This window comes from Mesorhizobium album (genome assembly GCF_033977205.1).
Classification (GTDB): Bacteria; Pseudomonadota; Alphaproteobacteria; order Rhizobiales; family Rhizobiaceae; genus Mesorhizobium; species Mesorhizobium album.
In genome coordinates this window covers 1-26,068 of record NZ_JAVIIW010000003.1, presented here as the reverse complement: position 1 = coordinate 26,068, position 26,068 = coordinate 1, and the positions used below count along the sequence as shown (strand labels likewise).

Annotated in this window: 19 protein-coding genes; 13 read left to right on the top strand and 6 right to left on the bottom strand. The window is 59.5% G+C overall.

From position 1 onward, the window contains the following. Positions 1-260 precede the first annotated feature (260 nt). The 3 genes from RFN28_RS03260 to RFN28_RS03250 all read left to right on the top strand — a co-directional run bounded on the left by RFN28_RS03260 (position 261) and on the right by RFN28_RS03250 (position 4,446). Positions 261-1,343, top strand: a complete 1,083-nt coding sequence (locus tag RFN28_RS03260; RefSeq protein ID WP_320285938.1) for a substrate-binding domain-containing protein — start codon at positions 261-263, stop codon at positions 1,341-1,343. A gap of 78 nt (positions 1,344-1,421) precedes the next feature. After that, positions 1,422-3,671 (top strand): ABC transporter permease, encoded by a 2,250-nt coding sequence (locus RFN28_RS03255; protein ID WP_320285937.1) that lies wholly within the window; start codon positions 1,422-1,424, stop codon positions 3,669-3,671. Beyond that, positions 3,664-4,446: an ATP-binding cassette domain-containing protein gene (locus RFN28_RS03250; RefSeq protein WP_320285936.1), complete on the top strand. Its 783-nt coding sequence runs from the start codon at positions 3,664-3,666 to the stop codon at positions 4,444-4,446. The genes RFN28_RS03255 and RFN28_RS03250 overlap by 8 nt, the downstream gene beginning before the upstream one ends. 115 nt (positions 4,447-4,561) lie before the next feature. Here RFN28_RS03250 and RFN28_RS03245 read toward each other — a convergent pair whose 3' ends face one another. Together RFN28_RS03245 and RFN28_RS03240 are read right to left on the bottom strand one after the other, a co-directional pair. Further along, positions 4,562-5,533, bottom strand: coding sequence for an ornithine cyclodeaminase family protein (locus tag RFN28_RS03245; RefSeq protein WP_320285935.1), 972 nt, complete (start codon positions 5,531-5,533; stop codon positions 4,562-4,564). 16 nt (positions 5,534-5,549) lie between these two features. Further along, on the bottom strand, positions 5,550-6,344 hold the full coding sequence (locus RFN28_RS03240; RefSeq protein WP_320285934.1) for an SDR family NAD(P)-dependent oxidoreductase: 795 nt from the start codon (positions 6,342-6,344) through the stop codon (positions 5,550-5,552). 215 nt (positions 6,345-6,559) lie between these two features. On the opposite strand from RFN28_RS03240, the gene RFN28_RS03235 reads away from it, so the two are divergent. The 5 genes from RFN28_RS03235 (at position 6,560) to RFN28_RS03215 (ending at position 11,830) form a co-directional block, all read left to right on the top strand. Then, positions 6,560-7,435 carry an NAD-dependent epimerase/dehydratase family protein gene (locus RFN28_RS03235; protein ID WP_320285933.1) on the top strand — a complete coding sequence of 292 codons (876 nt, stop codon included), beginning with the start codon at positions 6,560-6,562 and terminating at the stop codon, positions 7,433-7,435. 252 nt (positions 7,436-7,687) lie between these two features. Next, positions 7,688-8,920, top strand: coding sequence for an ABC transporter substrate-binding protein (locus tag RFN28_RS03230; RefSeq protein ID WP_430677121.1), 1,233 nt, complete (start codon positions 7,688-7,690; stop codon positions 8,918-8,920). 80 nt (positions 8,921-9,000) lie between these two features. Continuing rightward, positions 9,001-9,912, top strand: a complete 912-nt coding sequence (locus tag RFN28_RS03225; protein ID WP_320285932.1) for a carbohydrate ABC transporter permease — start codon at positions 9,001-9,003, stop codon at positions 9,910-9,912. Continuing rightward, on the top strand, positions 9,902-10,732 hold the full coding sequence (locus tag RFN28_RS03220; protein ID WP_292109764.1) for a carbohydrate ABC transporter permease: 831 nt from the start codon (positions 9,902-9,904) through the stop codon (positions 10,730-10,732). The genes RFN28_RS03225 and RFN28_RS03220 overlap by 11 nt, the downstream gene beginning before the upstream one ends. A 27-nt stretch (positions 10,733-10,759) precedes the next feature. Continuing rightward, the gene (locus RFN28_RS03215; protein WP_320285931.1) at positions 10,760-11,830 is read left to right on the top strand and encodes an ABC transporter ATP-binding protein; all 1,071 of its coding nucleotides are present in this window, start codon (positions 10,760-10,762) and stop codon (positions 11,828-11,830) included. 332 nt (positions 11,831-12,162) lie between these two features. On the opposite strand, the gene RFN28_RS03210 is transcribed toward RFN28_RS03215, so the two are convergent. From RFN28_RS03210 to RFN28_RS03195, 4 genes are all read right to left on the bottom strand, one after another. Then, positions 12,163-13,302: an alanine racemase gene (locus RFN28_RS03210; protein WP_320285930.1), complete on the bottom strand. Its 1,140-nt coding sequence runs from the start codon at positions 13,300-13,302 to the stop codon at positions 12,163-12,165. A gap of 29 nt (positions 13,303-13,331) precedes the next feature. After that, positions 13,332-14,852: a M81 family metallopeptidase gene (locus tag RFN28_RS03205; protein ID WP_320285929.1), complete on the bottom strand. Its 1,521-nt coding sequence runs from the start codon at positions 14,850-14,852 to the stop codon at positions 13,332-13,334. 93 nt (positions 14,853-14,945) lie between these two features. Further along, positions 14,946-15,881, bottom strand: a complete 936-nt coding sequence (locus RFN28_RS03200; protein WP_320285928.1) for a LysR family transcriptional regulator — start codon at positions 15,879-15,881, stop codon at positions 14,946-14,948. Positions 15,882-16,024: 143 nt separating this feature from the next. Further along, positions 16,025-17,467: an aldehyde dehydrogenase family protein gene (locus RFN28_RS03195; protein WP_320285927.1), complete on the bottom strand. Its 1,443-nt coding sequence runs from the start codon at positions 17,465-17,467 to the stop codon at positions 16,025-16,027. 683 nt (positions 17,468-18,150) lie between these two features. Between RFN28_RS03195 and RFN28_RS03185 the strand changes: the two genes are divergently transcribed. From RFN28_RS03185 to RFN28_RS03165, 5 genes are all read left to right on the top strand, one after another. Continuing rightward, positions 18,151-18,933 (top strand): SDR family NAD(P)-dependent oxidoreductase, encoded by a 783-nt coding sequence (locus tag RFN28_RS03185; RefSeq protein WP_320286161.1) that lies wholly within the window; start codon positions 18,151-18,153, stop codon positions 18,931-18,933. A gap of 83 nt (positions 18,934-19,016) precedes the next feature. Continuing rightward, on the top strand, positions 19,017-20,099 hold the full coding sequence (locus RFN28_RS03180; RefSeq protein ID WP_320285926.1) for a tartrate dehydrogenase: 1,083 nt from the start codon (positions 19,017-19,019) through the stop codon (positions 20,097-20,099). Between the two features lie 854 nt (positions 20,100-20,953). Further along, complete coding sequence (locus RFN28_RS03175; RefSeq protein ID WP_320285925.1) at positions 20,954-21,406, top strand: YybH family protein; 453 nt, start codon at positions 20,954-20,956, stop codon at positions 21,404-21,406. Positions 21,407-21,517: 111 nt separating this feature from the next. Next, positions 21,518-21,895 (top strand): hypothetical protein, encoded by a 378-nt coding sequence (locus RFN28_RS03170; protein WP_320285924.1) that lies wholly within the window; start codon positions 21,518-21,520, stop codon positions 21,893-21,895. 342 nt (positions 21,896-22,237) lie between these two features. Next, the gene (locus RFN28_RS03165; protein WP_320285923.1) at positions 22,238-25,669 is read left to right on the top strand and encodes an adenylate/guanylate cyclase domain-containing protein; all 3,432 of its coding nucleotides are present in this window, start codon (positions 22,238-22,240) and stop codon (positions 25,667-25,669) included. Positions 25,670-26,068 lie beyond the last annotated feature (399 nt).

Genomic DNA, 26,068 nt, shown 5'->3' with positions numbered 1-26,068 from the left:
ACTGTTCGGTTTGCCGTTTCGTGACCCCGCGGAGGGGCTCCCCTTCGCGTGCGAGATCGCTGCCTAGATTGGAACGCGACGGATCGATGCATAATCAGATCTTGGCCGAATTCCGGAGCATGGCCGGAGGCGGCAGCGGCAGCCTATTTACTTGGACAGGCTTTGGGCGGATTATTGCCTAACGGGAGGAAGCACTCGGAAATCTCCTTAGAAATTGCGCCCGAACGGCTTCCGCCCGTTGGATGCAAGGGAGGATAATCATGAGACGTTCTTTCCCGCTCGCGGCATGCGCCGCGGCGTTGTTGCTCGGCGCGCCCTGCGCCTTCGCCCAATCCGGAGGCGTCGAGAAAGCGGTCGGCGGCTACAGCTTCGAAGCAGCCGCCAAGGAGGCCCCCACAACCAAGGATTTCCATTCGGCCGATGGTCATCTCACTTTTGCGATCGTGACCCATACGGCCGGCAACGGCTTCTTCGATCCTGTCTATGTCGGCGCGACCGCCGCCGGCAATCTGATTGGCGCCAAGATATTGCTGCTCGGCTCGGAATCTCCGACCGACGACCCCGCCCGCGAGATCGAAATCCTGAACCAAATCGTGCAGGACCCGACGATCGATGGGCTGATCATGACAACGCCCCAGGTCGGCGCTTATAACGACATCGTCAAGGCCGCCGAGGCCAAGGGCATACCGGTCGCCACAACCAATTCGTTCGACGCGACGATCCTTGACCGCAGCGGCATCAGCCACACTGGCCAGGACGCCTCCGCCGCGGCAATCGCCGGTGAAGCACTCGTCAAGTGCCTGGCCGACAAGGGTATCGAGAAGGGCTCGATCGTGCTGCCGTCATCGACCGCGATGGGCAATATCGAGGTGAACAATCGCGTCACCTCGGCCTTCAACGCGATCGTCAAAGGCCTGAAGGCCGCCGGCAAGCTCGATGCCTTCAAGGTCGACGCGGGACCCGAGAATACCGGCATCGACACCAATCCGAACGATCCGGTCAACGGCATCGTGACGCTGTTCGAATCGCGCGGTGATGTCGTCGGCGCGTTCGCCGGCAACAACGTTTTCACGCCGGCGCTGGCAAAGGCCGTCGCCCAGACCGGCAAGACCGGCAAGATCTGCGCCTATGGCTTCGACCTCGGTCCGGCGCAGCAGGATGCGTTGAAGAGCGGCGACCTGACCGGCGCGCTCGGGCAGCAGCCCTTCCTGCAGGGCTTCTATCCGGTCATGCAGCTCTATCTGCAGATCGACCGCGGCATTTCGGCCGCCAATCTGGACACGCGCGCCCAACTCGTGACGAAGGAGACTGTGAGCAAGGTCGGCAAGCGCTTCGAGAACTGAACTGGGAAGCGATTCTGAATCCATGGCGGGGGGAGCAGGCATCCTCCCGCACACTCGCCCTTCGGAACCCGCGTGCATATGACTGCTGAAGCTCTCGCTCGCCGTCTCCCGCCCCAGCTCGTCGGTGGCTGGGAAATGGGATTGCTTGCCCTTCTGGCGCTGATCTATCTCGGCGGCGCTATCGTCAATCCGACGTTCTTCGGCTCGTCGGAGGCGTTTCATGCACTGCTTCGCGACACCTCGCGGGTCGCCATCATCGCCGTCGGCATGACCTTCGTCATCATCGACAAGGACCTCGATCTTTCGGTCGGCTCCATCTACGGCCTTGTGGCCGTCGTCTTTGCCAGGCTGTTCGCGCCGAGCTTTGCCGATCTGGACATCGCCACATCGGTGATTGTCTGCGTCCTTCTCGGCGTCTTGATCGGCCTTGTTAACGGCGTACTCGTTACCATTCTCAAAGTACCGGCGTTCATCGCCACGCTGACCACGTTGCTTATCGGCCGCGGCTTCGTGCTCGCGCTGACGCACGGGCAGGCGATCTATTATCCAGGCAAGGCCAAGGAGGCTCCGTTCTTCTTCCACCTCGGTGAGACGAACGTCTTCGGCTTCAACAACCAGATCGCGATCTTCGCGGTCATTGCCGTGATCGGCGCCTACGTGCTCGCCAATACCCGCTGGGGCTACGAGACCTTCGCGACCGGCGGCAACGAGCAGGCGGCAGTCTATGCCGGCATACCGACGAACTGGGTGCGCATCCGCGCCTATCTGCTGTCCTCGCTCTGCGCCACCGTCGCCGGCCTGCTATCAGCTGCCCAGGACAAAGGCGTAACCCCGCTTTACGGCGTCAGCGGCGAACTGACCGTCATCGCCGCGGTTATCATCGGCGGCGCTTCCATTCTCGGCGGTCGCGGCCGCGTCGCCGGATCCTGCCTCGGCGCCATGCTGGTCGTGCTGCTCGACAAGGTGCTGCGCGAGGGTTTGCCGATCACGCGGACAATCAAGATCGGCGAGGAGGAGGTGACGGTCAACGCCATCTACTCCCTGCCGGTGGGCGCAGTGCCGGTCTTTCTCGGGCTGCTGCTCGTCATCGCCGTGCTGATCGAACCCTATCTGATCCGCCGCCAGGTCGCGGCGCGGCTCTGGGCATGGCTGCGCGGAAGGCCGCCGCCGCCCGCTTTCGAGATCGGCGGTGTCGCGCTCGAGGGCGTCGTGACCAAGGGCGCGATGGCGACTGACACCGCGCTGTCGGCAACCGGGTTCGGCAAGTTCCTCGCCCGGCGTGATGCCCTCGCCGTCATCCTGACGGTGGTGCTGTGGCTCACGGGTCTCTTCCTTAGGCCGGACTACTGGTGGAATCTGTCGAACACTTTCGCGATCCTGCTCAATTACACCGAGTTGGCGCTGATCACGGTGGGGCTCACTTACGTCATCGCGGCCGGCGATATCGACCTCTCTGTCGGAGCGGTACTCGCGCTCGCCGGCAGTGCCGCAGCCTATTTCCTGAAGGTTCTGGGCGCCGATCCCGTCACCGCCATCGCGATGGGCCTGCTGGCTGGAATGATCGCCGGCCTTGTCAACGCCATCGTTGCGGTCGGCCTGAAGCTGCCGGCCTTCATCGCCACGCTTGGCATGTTCTACATCGCGCGCGGCCTCGCCGCATGGTTCGTCGCCGGCCAGCAACTAACCGGATGGCCGGAAGGCTACAACCTGCTAGGCCGCAAGGTGAACGACATCCTGCTTCACTTCGGCATCCTGCTTCCCGACGGCATCCTCAGAACGGTAGCGGAGGTGGTCAGCGTGCAGACAATCTGGATGGCCTTCGTCGCCCTCATTGCCGGCATCGTGCTCGCCTACACGCCATTCGGTCAGAAGGTCTATGCGACCGGCGGCAACATCCGCGCCGCCGCCTATGCGGGCATCAACACCAGCCGGGCGCGCTTCATCGCGCTGATGCTGTCGGCGCTCTGCGCGACAATGGCGGGGATCATCAACGTCGCCTACTTCCGAAGCTTCAACCCTGTAGCGGGCCAGTTCCGTGAACTCGACGCCATCGCGTCGGTCATCATCGGCGGCGGGTCGATCTTCGGCGGCTACGGCACCATGCTGGGTTCTCTCGCAGGCGCTGCCGTGATCACCCTGGTTCGATCGCTCCTGCAGCTCAATGTCCAGGGCTTCAGCATGCCGCAGCATTGGATCAACGTCTTCATTGGCGTCATCCTCATCGCGGCGGTGCTGATCGACATCTGGGTGCGCCAGGCCAACCTTTTCGGTCGCCTGCGAGCCCGCCTCGCGCGACGCGCACGAACCCGGGAAACCGTCGATGCCTGATGCGGCCCTGCCTAAACCGATCGTGGAAATGCGGGGCATCGAAAAGGCCTTCGGCGCCGTGCAGGCGCTGCGCAAGGTCGATCTGGTGCTCTATCCCGGAGAGATCCTTGGCCTGGTTGGCGACAACTCGGCCGGCAAATCGACGCTCATGAAGATCCTGACTGGCGCCTATCAGCGCGATGCCGGCGAAATCGTCGTTGCCGGACAACCGGTGCACTTCAAAAGCCCGCATGAGAGCCGCGATGCCGGCATCGAGATGATCTACCAGGATTTCGCGCTTTGCGGGAACATGGATGTCGGCCAGAACATCTTTCTCGGCCGCTGGCCGCGCAAGGGCCCCTTCGTCAATCGCCGCAAAATGTACGCCGAGGCCGACCGCGTGCTGAAGCGGCTCAAGGTCGACGTGAATTCCGTCTTCCAAAAGGTCGAGAGCCTGTCGGGCGGCCGCCAGCAATCGGTGGCGATCGCCCGCGCTATCTCGTTCGAGCCACGGGTCGTGATCCTCGACGAACCGACCGCCAACCTCTCGGTGATGGCGACCGATCGGCTCCTCGAGACCATGTTGGAACTGAAAAAGCAGGGCGTCGCCCAGATCATCATCTCGCATAGGCTTGTCGATATATTCGCAGTGGGCGACCGTGTGATGGTGCTGAAGCGCGGAGAGAACGTCGGTGACCGCCACATCAGGAACACCGACGAGCATGAGGTCCTGGAGATCATCGTCTCCGGCACCCGGGAGAGGGCGCTTACGGCCGATCAGGCAAGGGCAATCTGAGGTTCGCGCCAGCAAACCCGTGCCGGGGTCAAGTCTTTTCGCGGGCCGCCATGCCCCGACGCGGCCGATAACAGAATAATCACCCGACCGCGGGCAGCCCAGCCACAGGGAGTGATCAGAATTCCACTCGCGATCCGAGGCTCTTGTCGGTCGCACGCCGCACAGCAAGATTTGCCACGACCAGATCCTGAAGGGACACGCCAGTGCCGTCGAAAATTGTAATCTCTTCCGCCGACCTGCGGCCATCAGCCATGCCTGCAATGACGGCGCCGATCGAACCGCGAATGTCACTTTCCTTGATCATGCCCTGTGCGTAAGCATGCTGAAATTCGCCTATGCTGAGTGACTGCGCCATCTCGTCTACGAAGAGCGCGGCGGCGGAGACAAGCCCCGGATCGAGCTCCTGCTTGCCTCGCGTATCTGCCCCCATGGCGGAAATATGGGTTCCGGGCACAACCCACTCGCTTTCGACGAGCGCCTTGGTGGAGGGCGTGACCGTGACAAGGATGTCAGAGAGCCGGACGGCGTCCTCGCGATTTCTGTAGGCGCGGTAGGCAATGCCAAGCTCGGCAACTGTCTTGCCGAAGGCCGCCAGATTGTCTGGCGAGGGATCCCAGGCGTGGACAGTCTTAATGCTGCGGACGGCTAGGGTCGCCTTGAGCTGATAGAGAGATTGCGTGCCCGTCCCGATGATCCCGAGTGACTCGGAATCCGGGCGCGACAGATGCTTCGTGGCGATCGCGCTTGCCGCTCCGGTGCGGATGCCTGTCAAGTAATTGGCGCTAACCAGAGCCGAAGCCCGTCCTGTATCGGGATCGAAGAGCAGGGTCGAGGACTGATGATTGGTCAATCCACGTGCCAGATTGTGTGGCCAGTAGCCGCCAGCCTTGAGACCGAGAAACGGTACAGAATTGTCCGCGCCGGTCTTCACGCCGAATACGGCGTCCGCGTGGCCGACCACTTCCCGCACGACAGGGTAGTTCCGGGCCAGGCCGCGGGCCATGGCGGAGAAGGTCTGCTCGACGGCGTCCAAGGCCTCCTCGATGGCCACGAGATCCCGAGCAAGTGTTTCAGAAATAACCAGCATGGATCCCCCCGGGCTCTCAGGCTTCGAGGATGAATTCGTCGATCATGACGTTCATGCCTGCCAGCATGCCGCCGTCGACAGGCAGGACCACTCCCGAAATATACGCGGCGTCATTGGACCCCAAGAAGGAGACAGCCTTGGCGATGTCCATTGGCTCGGCGACGCGGCCAAGTGGATACCAGCGGCCAAGCTTCTCGAAGACGCCCGGGTCCTTTTGCTGGCGAATGGTCCAAGTGATGTTGTCGGTGCGTACCGAACCAGGAGAGACGGCGTTACATCGAATACCGTCACGGCCGAATTCGGAGGCCACCGACATGGTTAGGTTGATAACGCCCGCCTTCGCGGCGCTGTAGCTCGGATTGCCGAAATAGCGCATCCCGTTTACCGACGCGATGTTGACGATGGCGCCGCCGCCCCGTGATCGCATGCGCGGGAGGACGGCGCGTATGCAGTGATATGTGCCATTGAGATTGACATCGATTTCGCGGTGCCACGAGTCGAGGCCCATGCCCTTGAGATCGCCTGCGTCGGTAAAGGCTGCGTTGTTGACAAGCAGGTTGACCGGACCAAGCGCGTTCTCAGCCGCGGCAAATGCGGTCTCCACCTGATCGGCATTTGTTATGTCGGCCTTGACAAAAGCCGCGCGGCCACCGGCCTCAACAATCTGGCTGACCGTCTCGCTCCCCTTAGGCTCGTCGATTTCGAGAACCGCCACCGCAGCGCCCTCGGCGACTAACTGACTGGCGATAGAACGTCCGATCCCATGGCCTGCACCCGTCACGACCGCAATCGTCCCGTCATGGCGAGCCATGTCCAATCTCCCCGGTCGCCTGTCCAGGCGGTTGCTCTTCTCACCGATCAACTACTACCGGCCGTCAATGCGGTCTTCCAATGCAGAACGGGCATGGCAGGATCAGTATTTCGCATTCGCCTACCGATACCCTGGACCGTAGGGTGTCCTCGATTGGCTGGCCGGGTGAAATCCGCAGGAGCTTTGGCCGGCGTGGCAGATACAGGGAACAGTCAATGAAAAACATCGTCGTTACCGGCGGCAGCGGCAAGGCGGGCAGGGCAGTCTGTCGTGGTCTGGTGGAGCACGGTTACAGCGTCTTGAATGTTGACGCGCAAGCTTCAAGGGATCCCGTCTGCCCGTTCTACAAAGTCGATCTCAATGATCTTGGCCAGGTTGTCGACGCTTTGCAGTGGAGCGGCGGCAAGGATCATCCTTTCCGCAAGTTCCGCACGCCAGATGCCGTGGTTCATCTGGCGGCCATTCCGGCACCCGACCTGATGCCCGACGATGTCATTTTCCGCAACAATGTCGTGACAACCTATAATGTCTTTGACGCGGCCATCCGCGTGGGCGTCAAGCGGATCGTTTGGGCATCGAGCGAGACCACGTTGGGCCTGCCTTTCAGCCCGTCCAACCCGCCGTCCTACGTGCCGATTGACGAAGATCATCCCATGCGACCGGAAAGCGCCTATTCACTGTCCAAGGACCTTGGCGAGGAAATGGCCCGACAGATGCAACGGTGGAACCCCGAGACGACCTTCATTGGGCTCAGGCTTTCCAATGTCATGGAGCCGTCGGATTACGACCGCTTCTCGTCCTGGCAGGACGACCCGCATGTCAGGGAGTGGAACTGCTGGGGCTACATTGACGCGCGCGATTGCGCCCAGGCGGTGCGCAAGGCGCTGCATGTTGATCTTGTCGGCGCAGATCATTTCATCATCGCCAACGCCGACACCGTAATGGAGCAAGAAAGCGCTGAGCTCATGAAAACGGTCTTTCCTGACGTACAATTCAAGCGCGAGATCAAGGGCCGCGAGACATTGTTGTCGATAGAAAAAGCGCGACATTTCCTCGGCTACGAGCCGGAGTTCAATTTCAAGCAAATCTAGAACGCGTCGCCATAAGCATACTATCGAAACACAACGGAAGGTGATGAAGGTCGCCTTTTGTTGTGCTGCGCTTGTTGCGATAAGTATCATGGATGTCATAATGCATCCTATGCTGCATCTTCATGCCTCTATGCGATAATTGTATTTTAACCTATCGCTTTGCTGGCGCACAGTGTCTTGGTCAATGCGGCGCCTGAGTGCTGCCGCCTCGGGTCGAAAAGAAGAGAAACACCTCATGAGGAGAACAAATTCATGACTTTCAGCATTCGCAAAGCGATGGCTGCGTCAGCCCTCGCTGTTGGCATGGCTTGGGCGGGCAGCCCGGCTTATGCCAAAACGCAGGTCAACTTCACTGTGGCGGAGTACAGCTCCAAGACTGGCCCGTACTTTGAGGAAGTGGCGGCGGCCTTCGAGAAGGAGAATCCCGACATCCATATCAACATCCAGGTGGTGCCGTGGGACACGCTCCTGCAGCGGCTAACCACCGATATCGCCGGCGGCCAGGCCCCCGACATTTCGATCATCGGTACGCGCTGGCTGGTCGACTTCGCCTCCCAGGGCATCGCCGAGCCGGTCGATTCCTACCTGACGCCAGAATTCAAGTCGACCTTCATCGACACTTTCATGGCGCCGTCCGTCATCGACGGCAAGACCATGGGGCTGCCGGTCGCCGCCTCTGCCCGCGCCATGCTGGTCAACACCGATCTGCTCGACAAGGCCGGCGCCAAGGCTCCCGCCAACTGGGACGAGTTCTATACGACTGCCGAGAAGCTCAAGGCTGTTCCCGACACCTTTGCCTTCGGTCTGCAGGGCAAGGAAATCGAGACCGACGCCTATTTCTACTATAGCCTTTGGACTCACGGCGGCGACATCCTGAAGGGTGATGGGACGTCGGGCCTCGATACGCCTGAGGCACTCCAGGCTGTGACATTGTACAAGAAAATGATCGACGAAGGACTGACCCAGCCTTCTCCGACCAACTACACCCGTGAAGACGTTTTCAACCTCTTCAAGCAAGGCAAGGTCGGGATGGTCTTCACCTTCCCGATGCTCATTCCTCAGATCAAGGCCGAGGCGCCGAACCTGAAGTACAAGGTCCTGCCTTTCCCGGAAGGCAAGGCCAAGGCGACCTACGGTGTGACCGACACGCTGATGCTCTTCTCCTCCTCACAAGTGAAGAAGGAAGCTTGGAAGTTTATCGAGTTCGCGTACAAGGACGAATGGCGGACCAAGTTCGATCATGGCGAAGGCTTCCTGCCCGTAACGAAGAATGTCGCGGCTGAGAAATACTACAGCAGCGATCCTGATATTGCCGGCTTTGCAGCGGGTCTGCCCTATGCGAAGTTTGCTCCGACGATCGCGAATTGGGAAGAGATCGCCGACACGACAGTTCGCGCCTTGCAGCAGATCTATCTTGGCCAAGCCAAGCCTGACGAAGCGCTCAAGGCTGCCGCGGCCGATATCAACAAAATTCGCAGCAAGTAGGCGCTGCCGCAAAAGATGGGCGGGCGTGGGGTAGCCCGCCCATTTCCCTGAGCGAGCCTCAATAGCCGTGGAACGGGATCATGAAATCGCGGACGCGCATACCGACGACACCCCTGTTGATGATCCTGCCGAGTTTCCTTCTGGCGATGTCGATCATCGGCTATCCGATTCTTGACCTCGCCTGGACGTCAATGCAGGAGGTCAGCCGCTTCGGAAAGATGATGGGCTTCGTCGGCTTGGTGAATTTCGCCGAAGTGTTTCGTGATCCGCTTTTCTATTCATCATTGGTGCGCACTGTGATCTGGACGGTCGCGGTGGTTGGCGGAACGCTGATCATATCACTGCCGATCGCGATAATGCTTAATGACGATTTCCATGGTCGGGGCCTTGCCCGCGTCATTGTCATGTTGCCCTGGGCGATTTCACTCACCATGACAGCCGTGCTCTGGCGCTGGAGCCTCAATGGTCGCGCCGGACTCATCAATGCGACGCTGATGGATTTCCACATCATCAGCGAGCCGATCGAATGGCTCGCCACCGCTCCACTTGCCTTCACCGTCGAGATCCTTGTCGGTATCCTGGTCTCCATTCCATTCACAACGACGATCTTTCTTGGCGGCCTGTCCTCTTTGCCGCAGGATTCTTATGAGGCCGCGGTTGTGGACGGCGCCAAGCCCTGGGAGCTGTTCCGCTATATCACGCTGCCGCTGATGAAGCCCTTCATCAACATCGCGATAGTGCTCAATGTCATCTATGTCTTCAATTCGCTTCCAATCATCTGGGTCATGACGGAAGGCGGGCCAGCCAACGGCACCGACATCCTGGTGACCTATCTCTACAAACTGGCTTTTCGCTTCGGCCAGCTCGGTAAAGCGTCTGCGATCTCGCTTATCATGTTCTCTGTGCTGTTCGTCTTCACCATCGCCTATGTGCTCATGGTGATGCGGCAGGAACACGACAGCGCCGACGAGGAGGTGAAACATGACGCCTAAGCTGAAAAAGAGCCTTCTTTACTGGCTTTTGCTGTCACCGCTTTGCGTTGTTATCCTGTTGCCCTTCGGCATCATGTTCGTGACCGCCCTGCGACCACGCGACGAACTCTTCGTCTACCCGCCGACCTGGACCTTCAGCGAATTTCGTTGGGAAAACTTCGCCGAAATGTGGGTGAAGACCAATTTCGGCGGGGCGCTTCTAAACAGTCTCTATGTCAGCCTGACCTCGACGATCATCGCCATCGCGCTGTCTATTCCTGCCGCTTACGCACTGTCGCGCTACCGCTTTTCCGGAAAAGGGCTCTACAGGAATTTCCTTTTGATGACACAGATGATGTCGCCGATCGTGCTTGTCCTGGGCCTGTTCCGGCTGATGGTGCATCTCAACTTGGTCAACAGCCTCAATTCTCTGGTCGTCACCTATGTCGCCTTCAATATGGCCTTCACGATCTGGATGCTGCAGAGCTACTTCAACACGATTCCGCGCGAGCTTGAGGAAGCGTCCTGGATAGATGGTGCAACCGGCTTTACCAGCTTGGTGAAGATCTTCTTGCCGCTGGCCATTCCAGCCATGGTCGTGACCGCGATATTCACCTTCATCAACAGCTGGAATGAATTCGTGCTGGCGCTCACTTTGATCCGCAGCCAGAACGATTACACGTTGCCGGTACAGATATTCTCCCAGGTGGCTGGACGTTACCAGGTCGAGTGGCACCACGTCATGGCGGCGACTGTGCTTGCCACTGTCCCTGTCGCCATCGTCTTCTCCTGGCTGCAACGCTATCTCATCCGCGGCATGGCGCTCGGAGCGGTCAAATAAGCCTTGGAAATATAAGGACCTTCCAACATGGCATCGGTTACCATCAGCGGCGTCGAGAAGTGGTTTGGCACCCTGGAGATCCTCCATGGCATCGATATTGACATTGAGGACCAGGAGTTTGTCGTCCTGGTCGGGCCATCCGGCTGCGGCAAATCCACGTTGCTGCGCATGATCGCCGGTTTGGAATCGATATCGGACGGCGAGATATCGATCGGCACACGGGTGATCAATGACGTGCCGGCCCGCAACCGCGACATCGCCATGGTCTTTCAAAACTACGCCCTCTATCCGCATATGAGCGTCTTTGACAATATCGGCTTCAGCCTGAAGTTGAGGAAAAGGTCGAAGCAGGAGATTTCGGAAAAGATCAACGAAGCCGCTGAGATACTCGATCTGACACCCTATCTGGAGCGCTCGCCGCGACAGCTGTCGGGCGGGCAGCGACAGCGCGTTGCCATGGGCAGGGCTCTGGTCCGGGATGCGCAGGTCTTCCTCTTCGACGAGCCGCTTTCGAATCTGGATGCCAAGCTTCGGGTTGTCATGCGGACTGAGATCAAGGCCCTTCACCAAAGGCTCAAGACCACGTCGGTCTATGTGACACATGACCAGATAGAGGCCATGACGATGGCTGATCGCATCGTCGTCATGAACAAAGGGCGTGTGGAGCAGATTGGTACGCCGATGGATCTTTATGACTTCCCGGCCAATCTGTTTGTGGCGGATTTCATTGGCTCGCCGTCAATGAATTTCATCAAGGGTATCGTTGCTGCTGATAACGAGGGACCTTTTGTAACGGCTAAGGATGGAACCCGGCTCGCCATTTCACGCGATTCGTCCGCCAAGTTGGGCCAAAAGGTGGTCTACGGGGCGAGACCTGAACATCTTGTCTTGTCGGGCGAAAGCCAAGGGTTCGGTGCAACAGTGGAAGTCATCGAGCCGACTGGCCCTAACATACAGATCTTTGCAGACGTTGCGGGACAGCGAATTTGCGCGCTGTCCGCTGAACGTCGTACCCACAAGCCGGGACAGAGGATCAGATTGCATTGCCCCGAGACGTCCGTTCACCTTTTCGACGCATCTTCAGGCGCAAGGATTTGAGAGCGTCTTTCGCAAGTATCCTTTAGCGAATGCCATCTCGAAGCGCGTTAAAGCGCGTCGCGATCTTTCAGATTCGCTCCATGCGCTTTAGTTTTTTTGATCTTACGCATGTCTTTGTCTCGAAACCGGTTCCCACTTTCGGGAGACATGCTTTAAGTCGAAAAAGCTTCGAGCAAACGCGCCTTCTTCCCAAGCCGGTTGACCGGCTGCACTTCGCGCGACATGAATTAAGCCCCTGACGCCATGTTGGCGCAGGGGCTCTCTTTGTCACCAGGCGCGAGGCCTGCAATCAGATCGGTGCTGAACGGTCGCAGCAAATCCCCAACAGCCCCTCACCAGCCGTTGATGCGCGTCCATTCGACGATGTTGCCATCATGGCTCCCGGCAATTGCATGATATCGGTCATACATCGCCGCGGTCATGCAGGCATGGTTGGGGAGAATCCGCACCTTGGAACCGACTGGCAGGGCGTCATAGGGGAAGGGCCCCTGGCTCACCAGGAGGCCGTGTTCCTGGTAAACATAGCCAACAGTGACCCCGGAAATCCGTTGTTGGCAATGCACGTCCATGACCATGCCGAAGCCGACATCCTCCGTCAGACCCGAAGCCGCCGTGCTGCGATCCTTGGACAAGGCAAGTGCGCCCGCATCGATGAGTGCGGTGTTGAACTGGGGCCGATGGCCGATGACCGTCGCGAGAACCGAAAGCGAGATGTCCTCCCGCCCACAGGAATAGATCTCGGACTGCATGACATCGCCGAACATGTAGACGCCGCAACGCACCTCCGTCACGCCGGCAAAGTTCACACCATGGGTCGCTGTCGGTGTCGAGCCGACGCTAACGACCGGAACGGCAAGGCCAATCGCCCTTAGTCGTTCAGCAGCGGACACTGCTACGACACGCTCTTCCTCCGCTACCTTGCGGATATCCTCTATGGTGCGTGATTGATAGGAATGACCGGCATGTGTCAGCACGCCCTCGAGCCGGGTTCCCGGCAGTTCGGCAAGCGCCCGGCCGATATCCAGCAATTCCTCAGAGCCGCTGAGAACGCCGGCACGCTGCTCGCCTGAATCGAGTTCGATGAGGACGTCAACCACAATGCCCAAGTCGAGGGCTAGCCGGTTGACTTCCCGTACAAGGCCCAGCTGATCGAGGATGACGCTTACCTTGATGCCGCGTTTGACGAGCTCGGCGATCCGAGCCAGCTTGTCAGGCAGAACGGTAACGCCATAGGTGATGTCGGAAATTCCGTGGCTTGCGAAATATTCAGCTTCCTTGAGAGTCGAGACCATCACCCCGCCGAAATTTCCGGCGATCGCTATGCGCGCAACCTCAATGGATTTAGCCGTTTTCATGTGAGGCCGAAACCGGACGCCATGATCCTTGAACCTACGGGTCATCCGGCGCGTATTTGCCTCAAGCAGCATCCTGTCCAGGATCAGGCTCGGTGTGGCGAGATTATTCAATTCCATGGTTCCCCTTGCGCAATTCGTGTCGGAGCTCAGGCGCGTGGCCACGTCACGTCGCGATCGACGGGGAAAATCGGCCGCGGCAAGAACTTAAAATCGAAACGTGTGAGAATTGGCGATGACAGGCCGGGCGCGTCCACCTCGATCACCTGGTCTGGTCCGAAGAATTCGTCAAAGCCGGCACGGAAATGACCGCGTGATTTTACGACGATCGAACGCGCCTTGCTGATGTCGATCCCCATCATTTCGAAGAAGACCGGGTCGGCACACTGTGTACGTATGGAAATGACGACAACCTTGATGCCTTCGACGTCGAGAAGCACTGTCGTGCCGAGATCGAGCCTGCGATTGGCGTAGAAACCTCGGCGACCGACACAATCGCCGTCGCGGATCCGTAGCACGGTCGCATTGGCTTCAAATCGGCGGGAGAACCTGTCTGGCTCAACCCGGTTGAAGACCGCCCGGAAACGAGCGCCTTCTCCCAATTCCATGGCCTCCCGAGCCAGCGCCGGATCATTGAAAATGCCAAGCACGGCTCCATTGGCTCGAGCCTTGATCAAGGCCTCGAGAAGCCATGTCGTGTTGCCGTTCGCTCCGCCGCCGGGATTGTCGGCGACATCGGCGAGGATGACGGCTGGTAGGCTCGGATCTTCTCCAACTGCAACCGCCTTTGCCACCGCCTCGTCGAGTGGGGTGAGGTGTGGGTCATAGCGCCGGTAGTCACTCCAGGCATACTCGGCAATATCCTGGGCTACTGCCTCGGCGACGGCGCGGTCGCTGCGGGCGGTCACGATGATGCACAGGCCGTTTTTTGCTGTGTCGGCGTAGGCAAAGCCGCCGAGTATCGAGACATTCATGATCTCGCCGCCGGACTTGGCCTGACCATATCTCATCAGATCGGCATAGGGTCCCTTGTCGGTGAGAAGGGTCACGGTCGGCGGGCAAACTGGCAGACGGATGATTGCGGACGCCGGCCGCAATCCAGATAGCATGGAGCTCATTGCAAAAGCCGCCTCGCGACCGCGAGCGACCATGTCGACGTGTGGATTGGTCTGGTAGGCCACCACCAGATTGACTGCCGCAACCATCCGGTCGGAGACGTTCCCATGAAGATCGAGAGTCACGACGATGGGGCAGTCTTTTCCGACCACGGAACGGGCCATTTCGAAGATATCGCCGTCGGGATCTCGGTCTTGTGTCGTGATCATGGCGCCGTGGTTGCATATGTACACCCCGTCGAGCGGCATTGCCGCTTCAAGCCTAACTTTCATGTCTTCCAATGTCTGGGCGAAGAAATCATGGTCAATCGGTCCACCTGCCTCGACAAGGCCGATCAGTATCGGAGCGGCTTCCCATTCGACGCAACTGTCCATCGTGGCGCAGAAGCTGTGCATTTCCGCAGGGATCTTCGACTCGTCCTTGCGGAGCTCCTCGGCCATTTCGATGCCGGCCACGTAGAGCCGACTGAGGAAATCATCGCGCCCGGTTGCCGGAGCGAAGCTGTTGCTCTCCAGCATTAGTCCCAGAAGGGCGATTTTCTTTTTTCGAAACATAGACCCCACTCTCTCTTGCACCTCCAGGAAGGATAGGCCGGTGTGTCGGCCTCCTCCAATGCAAGCTTGGCCTTGTTCGATGCGCGAGGGGTATCAGTAGTTCTCGGGTGAGAGGAGTTCTGCCGGCCCGGCCTCACCGTCCAGAATGGACCACAACTCTTCCGCCATCGCAGGCAGCCGCTCGCGCGAGCGGAAGATGCGAATTTCGACGGGGATGAACCATTTTTCGCCACCGGCCAATACAAGGCTGCCGGATGCCAGTTCTTCTGAAATATTGCTCTCTGGCAGCCAAGCCATGCCTCGGCCCTCGCGACTTAGCGTTTTGAGCACAGCCGCCAGCTGGCTGACGAAAACCTTATCCAGATAGACCGGCTCTTCCACATTGTTGATCATGTGTTCGACCGCCTGCCCGATCGCCGACGTTTCAGTATAGGCTAGATAGTGAACTGGCTCTTCCTTGGTACCAGGTAGTTTATCAAGCGGGGCGCCGGCGGAATCGGGCAGTGTAACCGGCAGCAGCCGGTCGGTGCCGACGAGCTTCGAGGTGAAGTGCATCGGCGGCAAATTCATCTCGACCTGCGGGTGAGCGTGGCTGATGGCAAAATGGGATTCACCCTTGATCAGCGACTGCATGCAATCGTTGAACTGGCACGAATCCAGTCTGATGTTGAAGGTATGGGTCTTGGCCTCGATCGACCTGATCCAGTTGGGAAAGAAGGTCAGTGAAAGGCTGTGCGTTGCAGAAAAGCGGATGAGATTGGCCGAAGTCTCACCAACCCGGCGTGCATCCTCCCGTCCCTGAAGGAGTCTTCTAAGTACCTCCTCGGCGACAGGCCGGAACCGTTCGCCGGAGGGCGTTAAACTGATCGGTTGGGTGGTCCGATCAAAGAGCTTCGCGCCGACCCAATCCTCGAGGCTCTTGATACGGCGGCTGAAGGCTGGTTGGGTGGTGTAGCGCGCCTCGGCCGATCGGGAGAAATTTCGAGTGTCCACCAGGCTGAGAAAGTCCTCAAGCCAACGGCTTTCCATTTCGCACCCCAGTCACTCGCTTTTTGATGGCAGTATTGTCAAAACGAAAGCCATGTCCAGCCAGGTTATGACGTCGTTTCGCCGTTCCTGCCCGTCATGCCCATGGCGTACAGCCTGGAGATTGGCGAGACTGCGGCGATAAATTACAGCTTGATCCCGACGTTCTTGGTCTGCACATAGCCTAGAAGGGCTTCCTGTCCCTTTTCTCGGCCATAGCCGGAGCGCCGCGTTCCGCCAAAGGGCGTCTCGACACCGCCGACCCACCAGTCATTCACATAGACCTGGCCAGCGACGAGACGATCGGCCGTCCAAAGCGCTAGTTTGAGGTCGCGGGTAAAGACTCCTGCCGCGAGCCCGTAGTCGGTCCCATTGGCAATGGCGATAGCCTCCTCGGGAGTGTCAAACGGGATAACAACCAGGACCGGTCCGAAGAATTCTTCCTGCGCGACGCGCATATCTGGCCGAACGTCGGTGAAAATCGTTGGCGGCAAGAAAAATCCATCGCGCGCGAGCCGCTTTCCACCTGTTGCCAGGGTGGCGCCCTCGGTAACGCCAACTTCACACAACGTCTCGATGCGCTGCAGCTGGCGCTCGGAGATCACGGGCCCCATGTCGCAGCCCTCAGCCCCCGGGCCGACAGTGCGTCGAGCTGCCTCGGCCTTGAGCTTTTCAACCAAAGGCCCGACGATTGAACGATGGGCCACAAGCCGCGAGGCGGCCGAACAGATTTGGCCGGCATGATGCAGTATCCCGCGGGCGATGTTTCGCGCCGCATTGTCAAGATCTGCGTCTGCATAGGCAATGGCGGCCGATTTACCACCAAGTTCCATTACGCACGGAATAACCCGCTCTGCAGCCGCTCGTAGCACGCTCTTTCCTGTTGCCACTGACCCGGTGAAGACGATGTGGTCTATATCTTTATGTGCAACGAGAGCCGCACCCGCCTCCGGGCCATATCCGCAAACTATGTTGACGGCGCCTTTGGGGACACCTGCGCGTTCGCAGGCTTCTGCTAACACGAACAGACTGAGGGGCGAATCTTCCGGCGACTTCAGCACGACCGTGTTGCCTGTGACCAGGGCGCAGGCGATAGATCGCGCGCCCACCGGAAGCGGTCCATTCCACGGCACGATCTGGGCGGACACGCCGTAAGGCATTCTGATCGTATAGTCGACGGCGTTGTCTCCAAGCGGGATCTGCCGTCCCTCCAGCTTGTCGGCCATCCCACCGTAGTACCGAAGGTAGCGTTGGGTGAGTTTCACCTCGTTGTAGCCGGCGGCGCGTGTCTTGCCGTTGTCGTGGATTTCCAGCTCCGCGATCTCATCGGCTAGGGTTTCGAGCTCCCCGGCAATCGCAAACATCAATTCGCCGCGGGCCGCCGGCGTCAGTGACTGCAGCCGGCGTTCCTGGAAGCAACGCCTTGCCGCGGCAACGGCCAGATCAATCTCAACGGCTCCTCCGCACGCGACCCTGGAGATAACCTTGCCGTTGCCGGGGTCGACGATGGGAATCGAGCGCCCATCTGAACTATCCAGCCATTCGCCGCCAATAAAGTTTCGCCAATAAGGTCGAATTTCCGCAGCCACGATGCACCTGATGTTTCTCTGACTGTATCTGAGGGTAGGGCTTGCACGGGCAGGCGGCCAATGTCTTTCGTCGATAACGTGATGTAAATTTGGAATAGGGTGTCCATTCTCCACGACAGCGGCCTTCCTTGCCCTGCTGAACCATTCGGCTCCAACCTGTCGGTCGCGGACGCCATGCCGTAGGGGCGAATAGGACGGTCAAAACGTCGGTTCGCGCTATTACGCGAAGTCTAGGCGGAGTTTTCCTTCAGAGGCTATCGCTGCAGGTCCAGATATCGCCGAGCGACCCCTTCGTTCGAGGAGCCCGTTACGCGCGCGCCGCTCGGTTTCCGCTTTAGCCGCGAGAACGGCTGCTCACGCTTGTCCCATGATATGAGATGCACTTGGACGTCGGCCGAACGCGGCGATTTCTACGTCTCGTGCCGCGACAACGAGGTGGATCGCGCCACCGACGAAAAGCGCGTCGGGCGGCTGGCGGCATAGCCCGACAAAACCGTCCACCCCTATCGCGCTGGCATCCCGACTTTGCCGATGCCCTCAAGGAATGGCTTAATTCCCGAGTGCCGCCATCCATGCGGCGGATGCATGGGAATATCCGAGCTTGGCATTCCACAAGGCGCGCGGCGTCGCGTAAACAAGGCGTGACGGTCCCGCTACGGTGGCCGCGCGAGGAGCGCAGCAGCATGGGTGTTTTTGATCGGCTTCGCCTTGATGGCAAGCAGGTGTTCATTACGGGCGGCAGTCGGGGGCTGGGGCGTGAAATGGCCCTCGGGCTTGCCGAAGCTGGCGCCGACATTACTATGGCGGGCCGCACAGTAGAAAGTCTGGACAAGACCGCCGCCGACATCCGCGCGCTCGGCCGCAGGGTCGCGACTATCGTTGCGGATATGAGCGATCCTTCGACCTGCGAAGCCGCCTGCCTTGAGGCGGTGGCCGCGCACGGGAGTTTTGACATCCTCGTAAACAATATCGGCGGGCGGCGGATGAACGTGCCTCTCGAGGACATGCCGTTGGACCAGTGGAAGGCACTGGTTGACCTGAACCTGACCTCGACCTTCCTGTGCTGCAAGCATATCGGCGGCGCGATGATCCGCCGCGGCCAGGGAGGGCGCGTGATCAACCTTGCCTCGATAAATGCCATCGTCGCGGGCCGCAACATCCAAGGCCGGCATTACGAGACGGCAAAGGCCGGGGTGCTGATGCTAACCCGGAGCCTTGCAGTGGACTGGGCACGGCACGGAATCACTGTCAACGCGATCTGTCCAGGCATCTTCGGAACCGAGCCGAACAAGCTTTGGGCACAGAAGAACCCGGAAATCATCGAAGCTTATGTGCAGACCATCCCGATGGGTAAGCTGGGAGATCCCGAAGACCTTGGCGCGCTGGCGGTCTATCTGGCCAGCGACGCCGCCCGCTACATGACTGGGGCGGCGTTGGTAATCGACGGCGGTTATGTGTGCCTTTGAATTAGGGGCACTCGGCGCATTGGCCTTAGACGGCCGGAAGATCGGGCGCGAGGGCTGCCCATCGCATGCCAAGGAGATTGACAGTGCGCGAATATTCGATCGCCGCAATTCCTGCAGACGGAATTGGCCCAGAGGTTATTGATGCTGGTATCACTGTGCTCGAGGTGCTGGCCGAGCAGCGCGGCGACCTGAAGCTGGAATTCAGCCACTTCGATTGGGGATCGGATTATTATAAGCGCAATGGCGTCATGATGCCGGCCGACGGGCTGGAACGGCTCAGGAAATTCGACGCCATCTATTTTGGCGCCGTCGGCGCGGTCGACGTACCCGACCATGTCACCCTTTGGGGGCTACGGCTGCAAATCTGTCAGGGTTTCGATCAATACGCCAACGTGCGGCCGACCAAGATCCTGCCCGGTATTGCTTCTCCGCTGCGCGACGTCCGGGCCGGCGACCTCGACTGGGTGATCGTGCGCGAGAATTCGGAGGGCGAGTATTCAGGCGCCGGTGGCCGGGTGCATCGCGGCCTGCCCGAAGAAGTTGGCATGGATGTGTCGGTCTTCACGCGCGTCGGCGTGGAGCGCATCATTCGCTACGCCTTCCGGTTGGCGCAGTCCCGGCCGCGCAAACTCTTGACCGTCGTCACCAAATCGAACGCGCAGCGCCATGGCATGGTGATGTGGGATGAGATCGCCGAGAAGATCTCGCATGAATTTCCCGATGTCACCTGGGATAAGATGCTAGTGGATGCCATGACCGTGCGCATGGTGCTGAAGCCGCAGAGCCTCGACACGATCGTGGCGACCAACCTTCATGCCGACGTGCTTTCAGATCTCGCAGGCGCGTTGACTGGCAGCCTTGGCGTTGCGCCTACGGCCAATATCGACCCCGAAAGGCGTTTCCCATCCATGTTCGAGCCCATTCACGGGTCGGCATTTGATATCACCGGCAAAGGCATTGCCAATCCTATTGCCACATTCTGGACCGCGGTGCAGATGCTCAGTCACCTGGGCGAGCATGAGGCAGCCGATCAGCTTATGCGAGCCATCGAGCGCGCTGGCGAAGCTGGCATACTGACGCCCGATCTCGGCGGCAAGGCAACCACGCGCCAAGTCACCGAGGCCGTCAGCGACGCCATACGAGGGCGCAACGTTTTGATGGGCTGACTTTGCGCTTTTGTTCGCCGAGGGGACGGCTAAAGCGCGTCGCGATCTTTCAGATTCGCTCCATGCGCTTTAGGTTTTTGATTTTACGCATGTCTTTATCCCGAAACCGGTTCCCACTTTCGGGAGACATGCATTAGTGCAATTGGCGAAACAGCCTAGAATTCCGCTTTCTTCTCGAAACCCATACCAGGCATGTCGGGCACCTTTGCGTAGCCGTCTTCAACGGCGATGCGGTCAGCTCAATGTGGAAGTCCGCGCCCTGCTGACGGCTTGATGTCGCTGCAAGGCGTCGGGGTGAACGGTGGCAGCGCCCTGGGGTTTCAGCTAAGTTATTGATTTCATTGGATTGGTAGCGGAGGACCGCTACACCGCGAAACCCACTATCGAAGAAGCGCTCTTCCATTATCGGCGGAGTTCAGCCTGAGCGTGCAAGAGCTTCTTAGTCGCTCTGACGTCGTTGCCAATCGTTTGTTGCCGCAGCAATTGTCGGTCGCGCCGGTGCCCCTCTCGTTTGCTTTGCATATTAGTGAATGCTAAACTAGAAGCTGAGGTCGCATCGTCCAGCGCAAAGTCCAACGGGCCATTTGGCATGTCCGGTGCTCTGCGTCATGACGAGTGCGATTACCGTTTGGGGCACCTTCGGTGCACGACGATGCGCAGGGCTGGCAAGCGTGATGGCCACGGCTGCAGCCCGTCACGGCAATGCGGTCATCGAGGAATGCCGGGATGCCTGCCAACACTGTGACGCCGCGACCAGATGGAACGTCATGATCTTGCGGCCGGGCGACCACCAGAGAGTCTATATGATAACCTCAAACGGGGAATAACTAGAGACCGGAACACGGGAGGATGAAATGACTTTCAAGCATTGTGTGCTGATCGTTGCTGTCACATCGCTCTGCCTCGGATCCGCCCAGGCCCAGTCTGCGAAAGAAGCCATTGAAGCCGCCAATGCCGAGTTCGTGAAGGCGTACAACAGTAAGGATGCGGCCGGGGTCGCATCGAAGTACGCGGACGATGCAGCCGCATTCCCGCCAGATATGGCGCGGGTCGATGGCCGCCAAAATATTCAAAAGCTATGGCAGGGCGCGATCGATATGGGCATATCGGAGCTCACGCTCACCACGCGTGAGGTCCAGGAAAGCGGGAATTTTGCATACGAGTCCGGGACTTTCTCCCTCAAGGCACCGGGCAAGGATTCGAAGCTGGTGGATGCCGCCGGGAAGTATGTGGTGGTTTGGAAGAAAGGACACGACGGCAGTTGGAAGCTCTACCGGGACATATGGAACTCCGATCCCGGGAAATGAAGGTTAGCATTGGATGGCGGGCGCCTTATGGTCACAATCATAGATCCTCGCCAATTTCGGGAAGTTCATTTGCAACTCGGTACCCAAGCGGGTCACTTGCCGGAGGAGCACATGGCGAAACTCACCGTTGATCAATACCTGGCGGCGGCGGCTGCGCGACTTGCCCATCTGACGCAGACATATGCGATCACTTTTTTCGCCAGTATCGCGACCATGTTCGCGATACTGGCGTACGCGCCATCAGCGGGACTAGCCGCCAGGTTCGCGCTCGCGACGATTGTGATCGCAATCACAGTTTATGGGGTCTTGGCAGCCAAGGCCGCCATGGATGACTTAAAGGCGATGCTGGACGATGCGGTCGACGACTTCTCGGGCAGCCGCTTCGGCGCTCACCTGAAGCAGATACCTACGGCGCTGTTCATCGGAGTAAGCGTCATCCTCATGCTTGCGATGGGGGCGACGCAGCTGTGGGCTATCATTTCGGCCTGACTGAGGCTGATCTTCAGCTGTTCTCATCTTCGTCCTCTTTGGCACACCAAATCGTCCATTGATGATTATGTGCGTTTCGAAAATGCTGCCGGAACAAAGGAGAGAAGTGTCCGAGGGACCCATTGAGTGAAGGCCCCTATTTCCGGCCCGCATCGTATGCGTCTGAACGCGCAGATTTAGTCCAATGCAGCCGCTTGATCAGTCGAGCGTTCGTCTCCCTTGCGGCCATAGGCTGTCATCACAACGCCCGGCGGCGACCAGGGCTCTCCAAGCCAACCTTCTTCGAAATTCCCGGCATTTGAGTTAGTATCGCGTGCTGAGGTACGGCCTTGGGGAGCTGTCGTGGACATTGCTGCTTGGTTGCGACGTCTCGGGCTGGAGCAATACCAGCAGGCGTTTCGCGACAACGCTATCGATGGGGAAGTTCTGCCCGAGTTGACTGACGCCGACCTCCAGCAGCTCGGTATTCTACTCGGCCATCGCAAGCGGCTCCTCAAGGCGATCGCAGAGCTCGGACCGCCTACAGACCGCTCCAAGCCGAGCACTGTCGAGATCAAAATTCAACTTGGCGCCTCGGAGCCGGTTGCCGAACGCCGGCAGCTGACAGTCATGTTCGTCGATCTCGTTGGTTCGACGGCGCTCGCGTCGCGTCTGGATCCCGAGGACCTGCGTGAGATCATCGGAGCGTATCACCGCTGTGTCGCCGATACGGTCGCTCACTTTGGCGGCTTTGTCGCCAAGTATATGGGCGACGGAGTTTTGGTGTATTTCGGCTACCCGCAAGCGCACGAGAACGCCGCCGAGCAGGCGATGCGCGCCGGTCTTGCTGTGGTCGATGCTGTCAGGCGGCTTCAGCAGTCCGAGCCATTGCGGGTTCGCGTCGGCATCGCTACCGGCCAGGTGGTCGTCGGCGATCTGATCACCTCTGGCGAAGGGCAAGAGCGCGGCGTCGTGGGAGAGACGCCGAACCTCGCCGCCCGCCTGCAAGCTCTTGCCGAGCCCGACGCGGTCGTGATCGGGCCGCAAACGCGGCAGCTGGTCGGCGGTCTTTTCGAGTATCGCGATCTTGGTGCCGTCCAGGTGAAAGGCTTTCCCGAGCCGATCCATGCCTGTCAAGTGACTCGTGAGAGTGCTGTCGAAAGCCGGTTCGAGGCGCTACATGGCGCGACGCCCACGCCGCTGGTCGGGCGTGAGGAGGAGGTCGACCTGCTGCAGCGCCACTGGCATCGCGCGAAAAGTGGTGAAGGTCGTGTGGTGCTGCTCTCAGGCGAGCCCGGCATCGGAAAGTCGCGCCTCACCGTCACCTTGCAGGAGCGGATCCAGAATGAGCCACACACCCCCTTGCGCTATTTCTGTTCGCCGCACCATCAAGACAGCGCGCTCCACCCGACCATTGCGCAGCTAGAACGTGCCGCCGGGTTGGAGCGCGACGACCCGCCTGAGAGGAAGCTGGATAAGCTTGCGGCCCTGCTTGCCCCGGCTTTGCCGGAGGACGGGGCGCTGCTGGCCGAGCTGTTGTCGTTGCCAACGGAAGGCCGCTTCCCGCCTCTCCAGCTGACGCCCCAGCGTAAGAAAGAGAAAATCTTCGATGCGCTTCTCCGGCAGCTCGAAAATTTGGCGCGACGAGGTCCGGTGCTGATGCTCTTCGAGGATGTGCACTGGATCGACCCCAGCTCGCGCGAGCTGCTCGACTTGGTGATCGAGCGGGTGCCGCACCTGCCAGTGCTGCTTCTCCTCACGTTCCGCCCCGAGTTTCAACCGCCGTGGACCGGGCAGGCGCACGTCACGGTTCTTGTTCTTAATCGGCTCGACCGTCCTGAAGGCGCTGCGCTGGTCCAGCGGGTCGTCGGCACCGGAGAGCTGCCGACCGACGTTGTTGCGGAGATCATCGAGCGCACGGATGGGGTGCCACTGTTCGTTGAGGAGCTGACCAAGGCTGTGCTGGAGGGCGGCAACGCCAGGACAGTGCTCTCAAAACCTGCTGCGACTGCGTTGAACGTGCCCGCCACGCTGCATGCCTCGGTGATGGCGCGGCTTGATCGTCTCGGCTCTGCCGCCAAGGACGTTGCCCAGGTCGGCGCGGTTCTCGGTCGGGAATTCTCCTACGAGTTGCTGGCAGCAGTAGCACAGCGAAATGCCGCCGAGCTAAACGGCGCACTGGATCAACTCGTCGGCGCCGGTCTGGTGTTCTGCCGCGGGACGCGGCCGCTGGCCACATACCTCTTCAAGCATGCGCTCGTTCAGGACGCAGCGTATGGCACGCTGCTGCGCACTAAGCGCCAGGAGCTACATAAGCGAGTCGCTGACGGGTTGGAGGAAAAGTGGCCCGAGATCACTGAAGCGCAACCCGAACTCCTCGCGCACCATCTTCAGGAAGCGTGGGATTGGGCGGGCGCGGTCGATCACTGGCAAAAGGCGGGAGGGGCCGCTCTGGCCAGAGCGGCTACCCGGGAAGCCGTGTCGCACTTTGCCAGTGCTATTGACTGCAGCAGGAGACTTGGCGACGTCTCCGGCGGCGCCGAACGGGTGACACGTCTCCACCTTGCGATGGCCAATGCCTTGATGCAGGCAGAAGGGTATCGTTCTGAGCGCCTTGGGAAGACGCTTGAAGATGCACGTCTTGCAGCCGCGAAGACTGCATCAGTCGAATTGCAATGTGACGTTGCGCTTTCACTCGCTCCATTTTTTTATGCCACTGGGCGCAATCACGATTACCTGACCCTGGCCGAAGAGCAGCTCGCAAACTGTGCCGATCTCCTTCCGACGGCCCATCTGAGTGGTCTATGGGCTACCAAGGGGATGGCTCATTATAATCGGGGAGAACAACCGCAGGCAGCGGAAGCTTTGCGGAATGCCTTAGATTTGATTGATCGTGTTGACCCAAATCGGGGTATCTTGTTCGCCGGTGCGGATCGACCCCGTGTCTCTGCCCAGGAATATTTCAGCGAATCGCTGATCTTGTTGGGTTTCTTTGATGCTGCAGTCGAAGAGAAAGAGCGCCTAATTCGAAATTTTGACCAGGCCGATAAGCCCTTCGAACTCGCGTGGCGTCTTCTCGGGCATTGCGAATTGTGCGCGCTACTTGGTCAATACGAGGAACTCCTCGAGAACGCTACGAAGATCGTCGAGATTTGCGAACTGCATGGCTACACGGCGCGTCGAAGCAGCGGCATCAGGTGGCGTGGTCATGCCCGCTCGCATTTAGGCGAACTGGATGCCGGCATCGATGACGTCCGGGAGAGTTTGGTTCTTTGGCGTGGGCACGGCGTCGTATTTCATACCCCTGAGAAAGCAAGCGAACTTTGTGATCTTCTCCTGCGGGCCGGTCGCATCGAAGACGCATCGCAAATGCTTGATGATGTCGATACCCTCATTTTCGATACAGACGAAGCGAGCTACCTAGCAGAATGCATCCGCCTTCGTGGCCAAATCGCCGCGGGCAGAGGTGACCTAGCTGGTGCCGCGCGCCTATTCGAAACAGCGATTGCTACCGCCCGTCGGCAGCAAGCGAGATTCTTCGAGCTTCGCGCCACAACGCAACTAGCACCAGTTCTCGCGCGACAAGGTCGCGTCAATGACGCCGAGACGCGGCTACGATCCGTGATCGACGCGTTTGAACCAGATATCCGGTCGTCGACCTCATCGCAGCGCAAAGGGCGCTGGACTTGCTGGGCCAATGAGTTTCGCAGCCCTGCGTTGGGGGCTCCGACGATAGTTGCCGTCATCCTTACTGCAGCCTTCGAGGCGTTGCGCCTGCTGGGTAGGGCGGTTTAACCCGCCTTTAAAGATAAGTGCTTGTTTTTGTTATTGACCGTTACCGGTCGGGTGACCTTACTCGGTAGAGTTGGAGTAGAGCTCAATAACCCGGCTGTCATCTTGCACTGCGAGGGCAAGGCAGTTGGTGAGGGGCGTTGAGTTCTCCACAAGCAGCGCCAAACCGTTGAACTCGGTCCGCCATAGCCGGACTGACCTAGACTAGTTTCCGTCCATAAACAGCAAGCGATTGATTCTATTGAGTGAATCGTAGCTTTGCGCGAGCAAGGCCCGGCGGTTTCAGGTATCTTGGATCATGCCACTGATTCCAAAGTCCTGCCACCGCCGGAGCCGACAATGCGCCAAGAACGCACCGTCCAAGCCACCATATTCGATCTTTTCGCCGCGCACGAGATCGGC

Bases quoted from the DNA above. Each gene is read 5' to 3' on its own strand.
- RFN28_RS03260 (WP_320285938.1), top strand. From the start codon at position 261: ATGAGACGTTCTTTCCCGCTCGCGGCATGCGCCGCGGCGTTGTTGCTC.
- RFN28_RS03255 (WP_320285937.1), top strand. From the start codon at position 1,422: ATGACTGCTGAAGCTCTCGCTCGCCGTCTCCCGCCCCAGCTCGTCGGT.
- RFN28_RS03250 (WP_320285936.1), top strand. From the start codon at position 3,664: ATGCCTGATGCGGCCCTGCCTAAACCGATCGTGGAAATGCGGGGCATC.
- RFN28_RS03245 (WP_320285935.1), bottom strand. From the start codon at position 5,533: ATGCTGGTTATTTCTGAAACACTTGCTCGGGATCTCGTGGCCATCGAG.
- RFN28_RS03240 (WP_320285934.1), bottom strand. From the start codon at position 6,344: ATGGCTCGCCATGACGGGACGATTGCGGTCGTGACGGGTGCAGGCCAT.
- RFN28_RS03235 (WP_320285933.1), top strand. From the start codon at position 6,560: ATGAAAAACATCGTCGTTACCGGCGGCAGCGGCAAGGCGGGCAGGGCA.
- RFN28_RS03230 (WP_430677121.1), top strand. From the start codon at position 7,688: ATGACTTTCAGCATTCGCAAAGCGATGGCTGCGTCAGCCCTCGCTGTT.
- RFN28_RS03225 (WP_320285932.1), top strand. From the start codon at position 9,001: ATGAAATCGCGGACGCGCATACCGACGACACCCCTGTTGATGATCCTG.
- RFN28_RS03220 (WP_292109764.1), top strand. From the start codon at position 9,902: ATGACGCCTAAGCTGAAAAAGAGCCTTCTTTACTGGCTTTTGCTGTCA.
- RFN28_RS03215 (WP_320285931.1), top strand. From the start codon at position 10,760: ATGGCATCGGTTACCATCAGCGGCGTCGAGAAGTGGTTTGGCACCCTG.
- RFN28_RS03210 (WP_320285930.1), bottom strand. From the start codon at position 13,302: ATGGAATTGAATAATCTCGCCACACCGAGCCTGATCCTGGACAGGATG.
- RFN28_RS03205 (WP_320285929.1), bottom strand. From the start codon at position 14,852: ATGTTTCGAAAAAAGAAAATCGCCCTTCTGGGACTAATGCTGGAGAGC.
- RFN28_RS03200 (WP_320285928.1), bottom strand. From the start codon at position 15,881: ATGGAAAGCCGTTGGCTTGAGGACTTTCTCAGCCTGGTGGACACTCGA.
- RFN28_RS03185 (WP_320286161.1), top strand. From the start codon at position 18,151: ATGGGTGTTTTTGATCGGCTTCGCCTTGATGGCAAGCAGGTGTTCATT.
- RFN28_RS03175 (WP_320285925.1), top strand. From the start codon at position 20,954: ATGACTTTCAAGCATTGTGTGCTGATCGTTGCTGTCACATCGCTCTGC.
- RFN28_RS03170 (WP_320285924.1), top strand. From the start codon at position 21,518: ATGGCGAAACTCACCGTTGATCAATACCTGGCGGCGGCGGCTGCGCGA.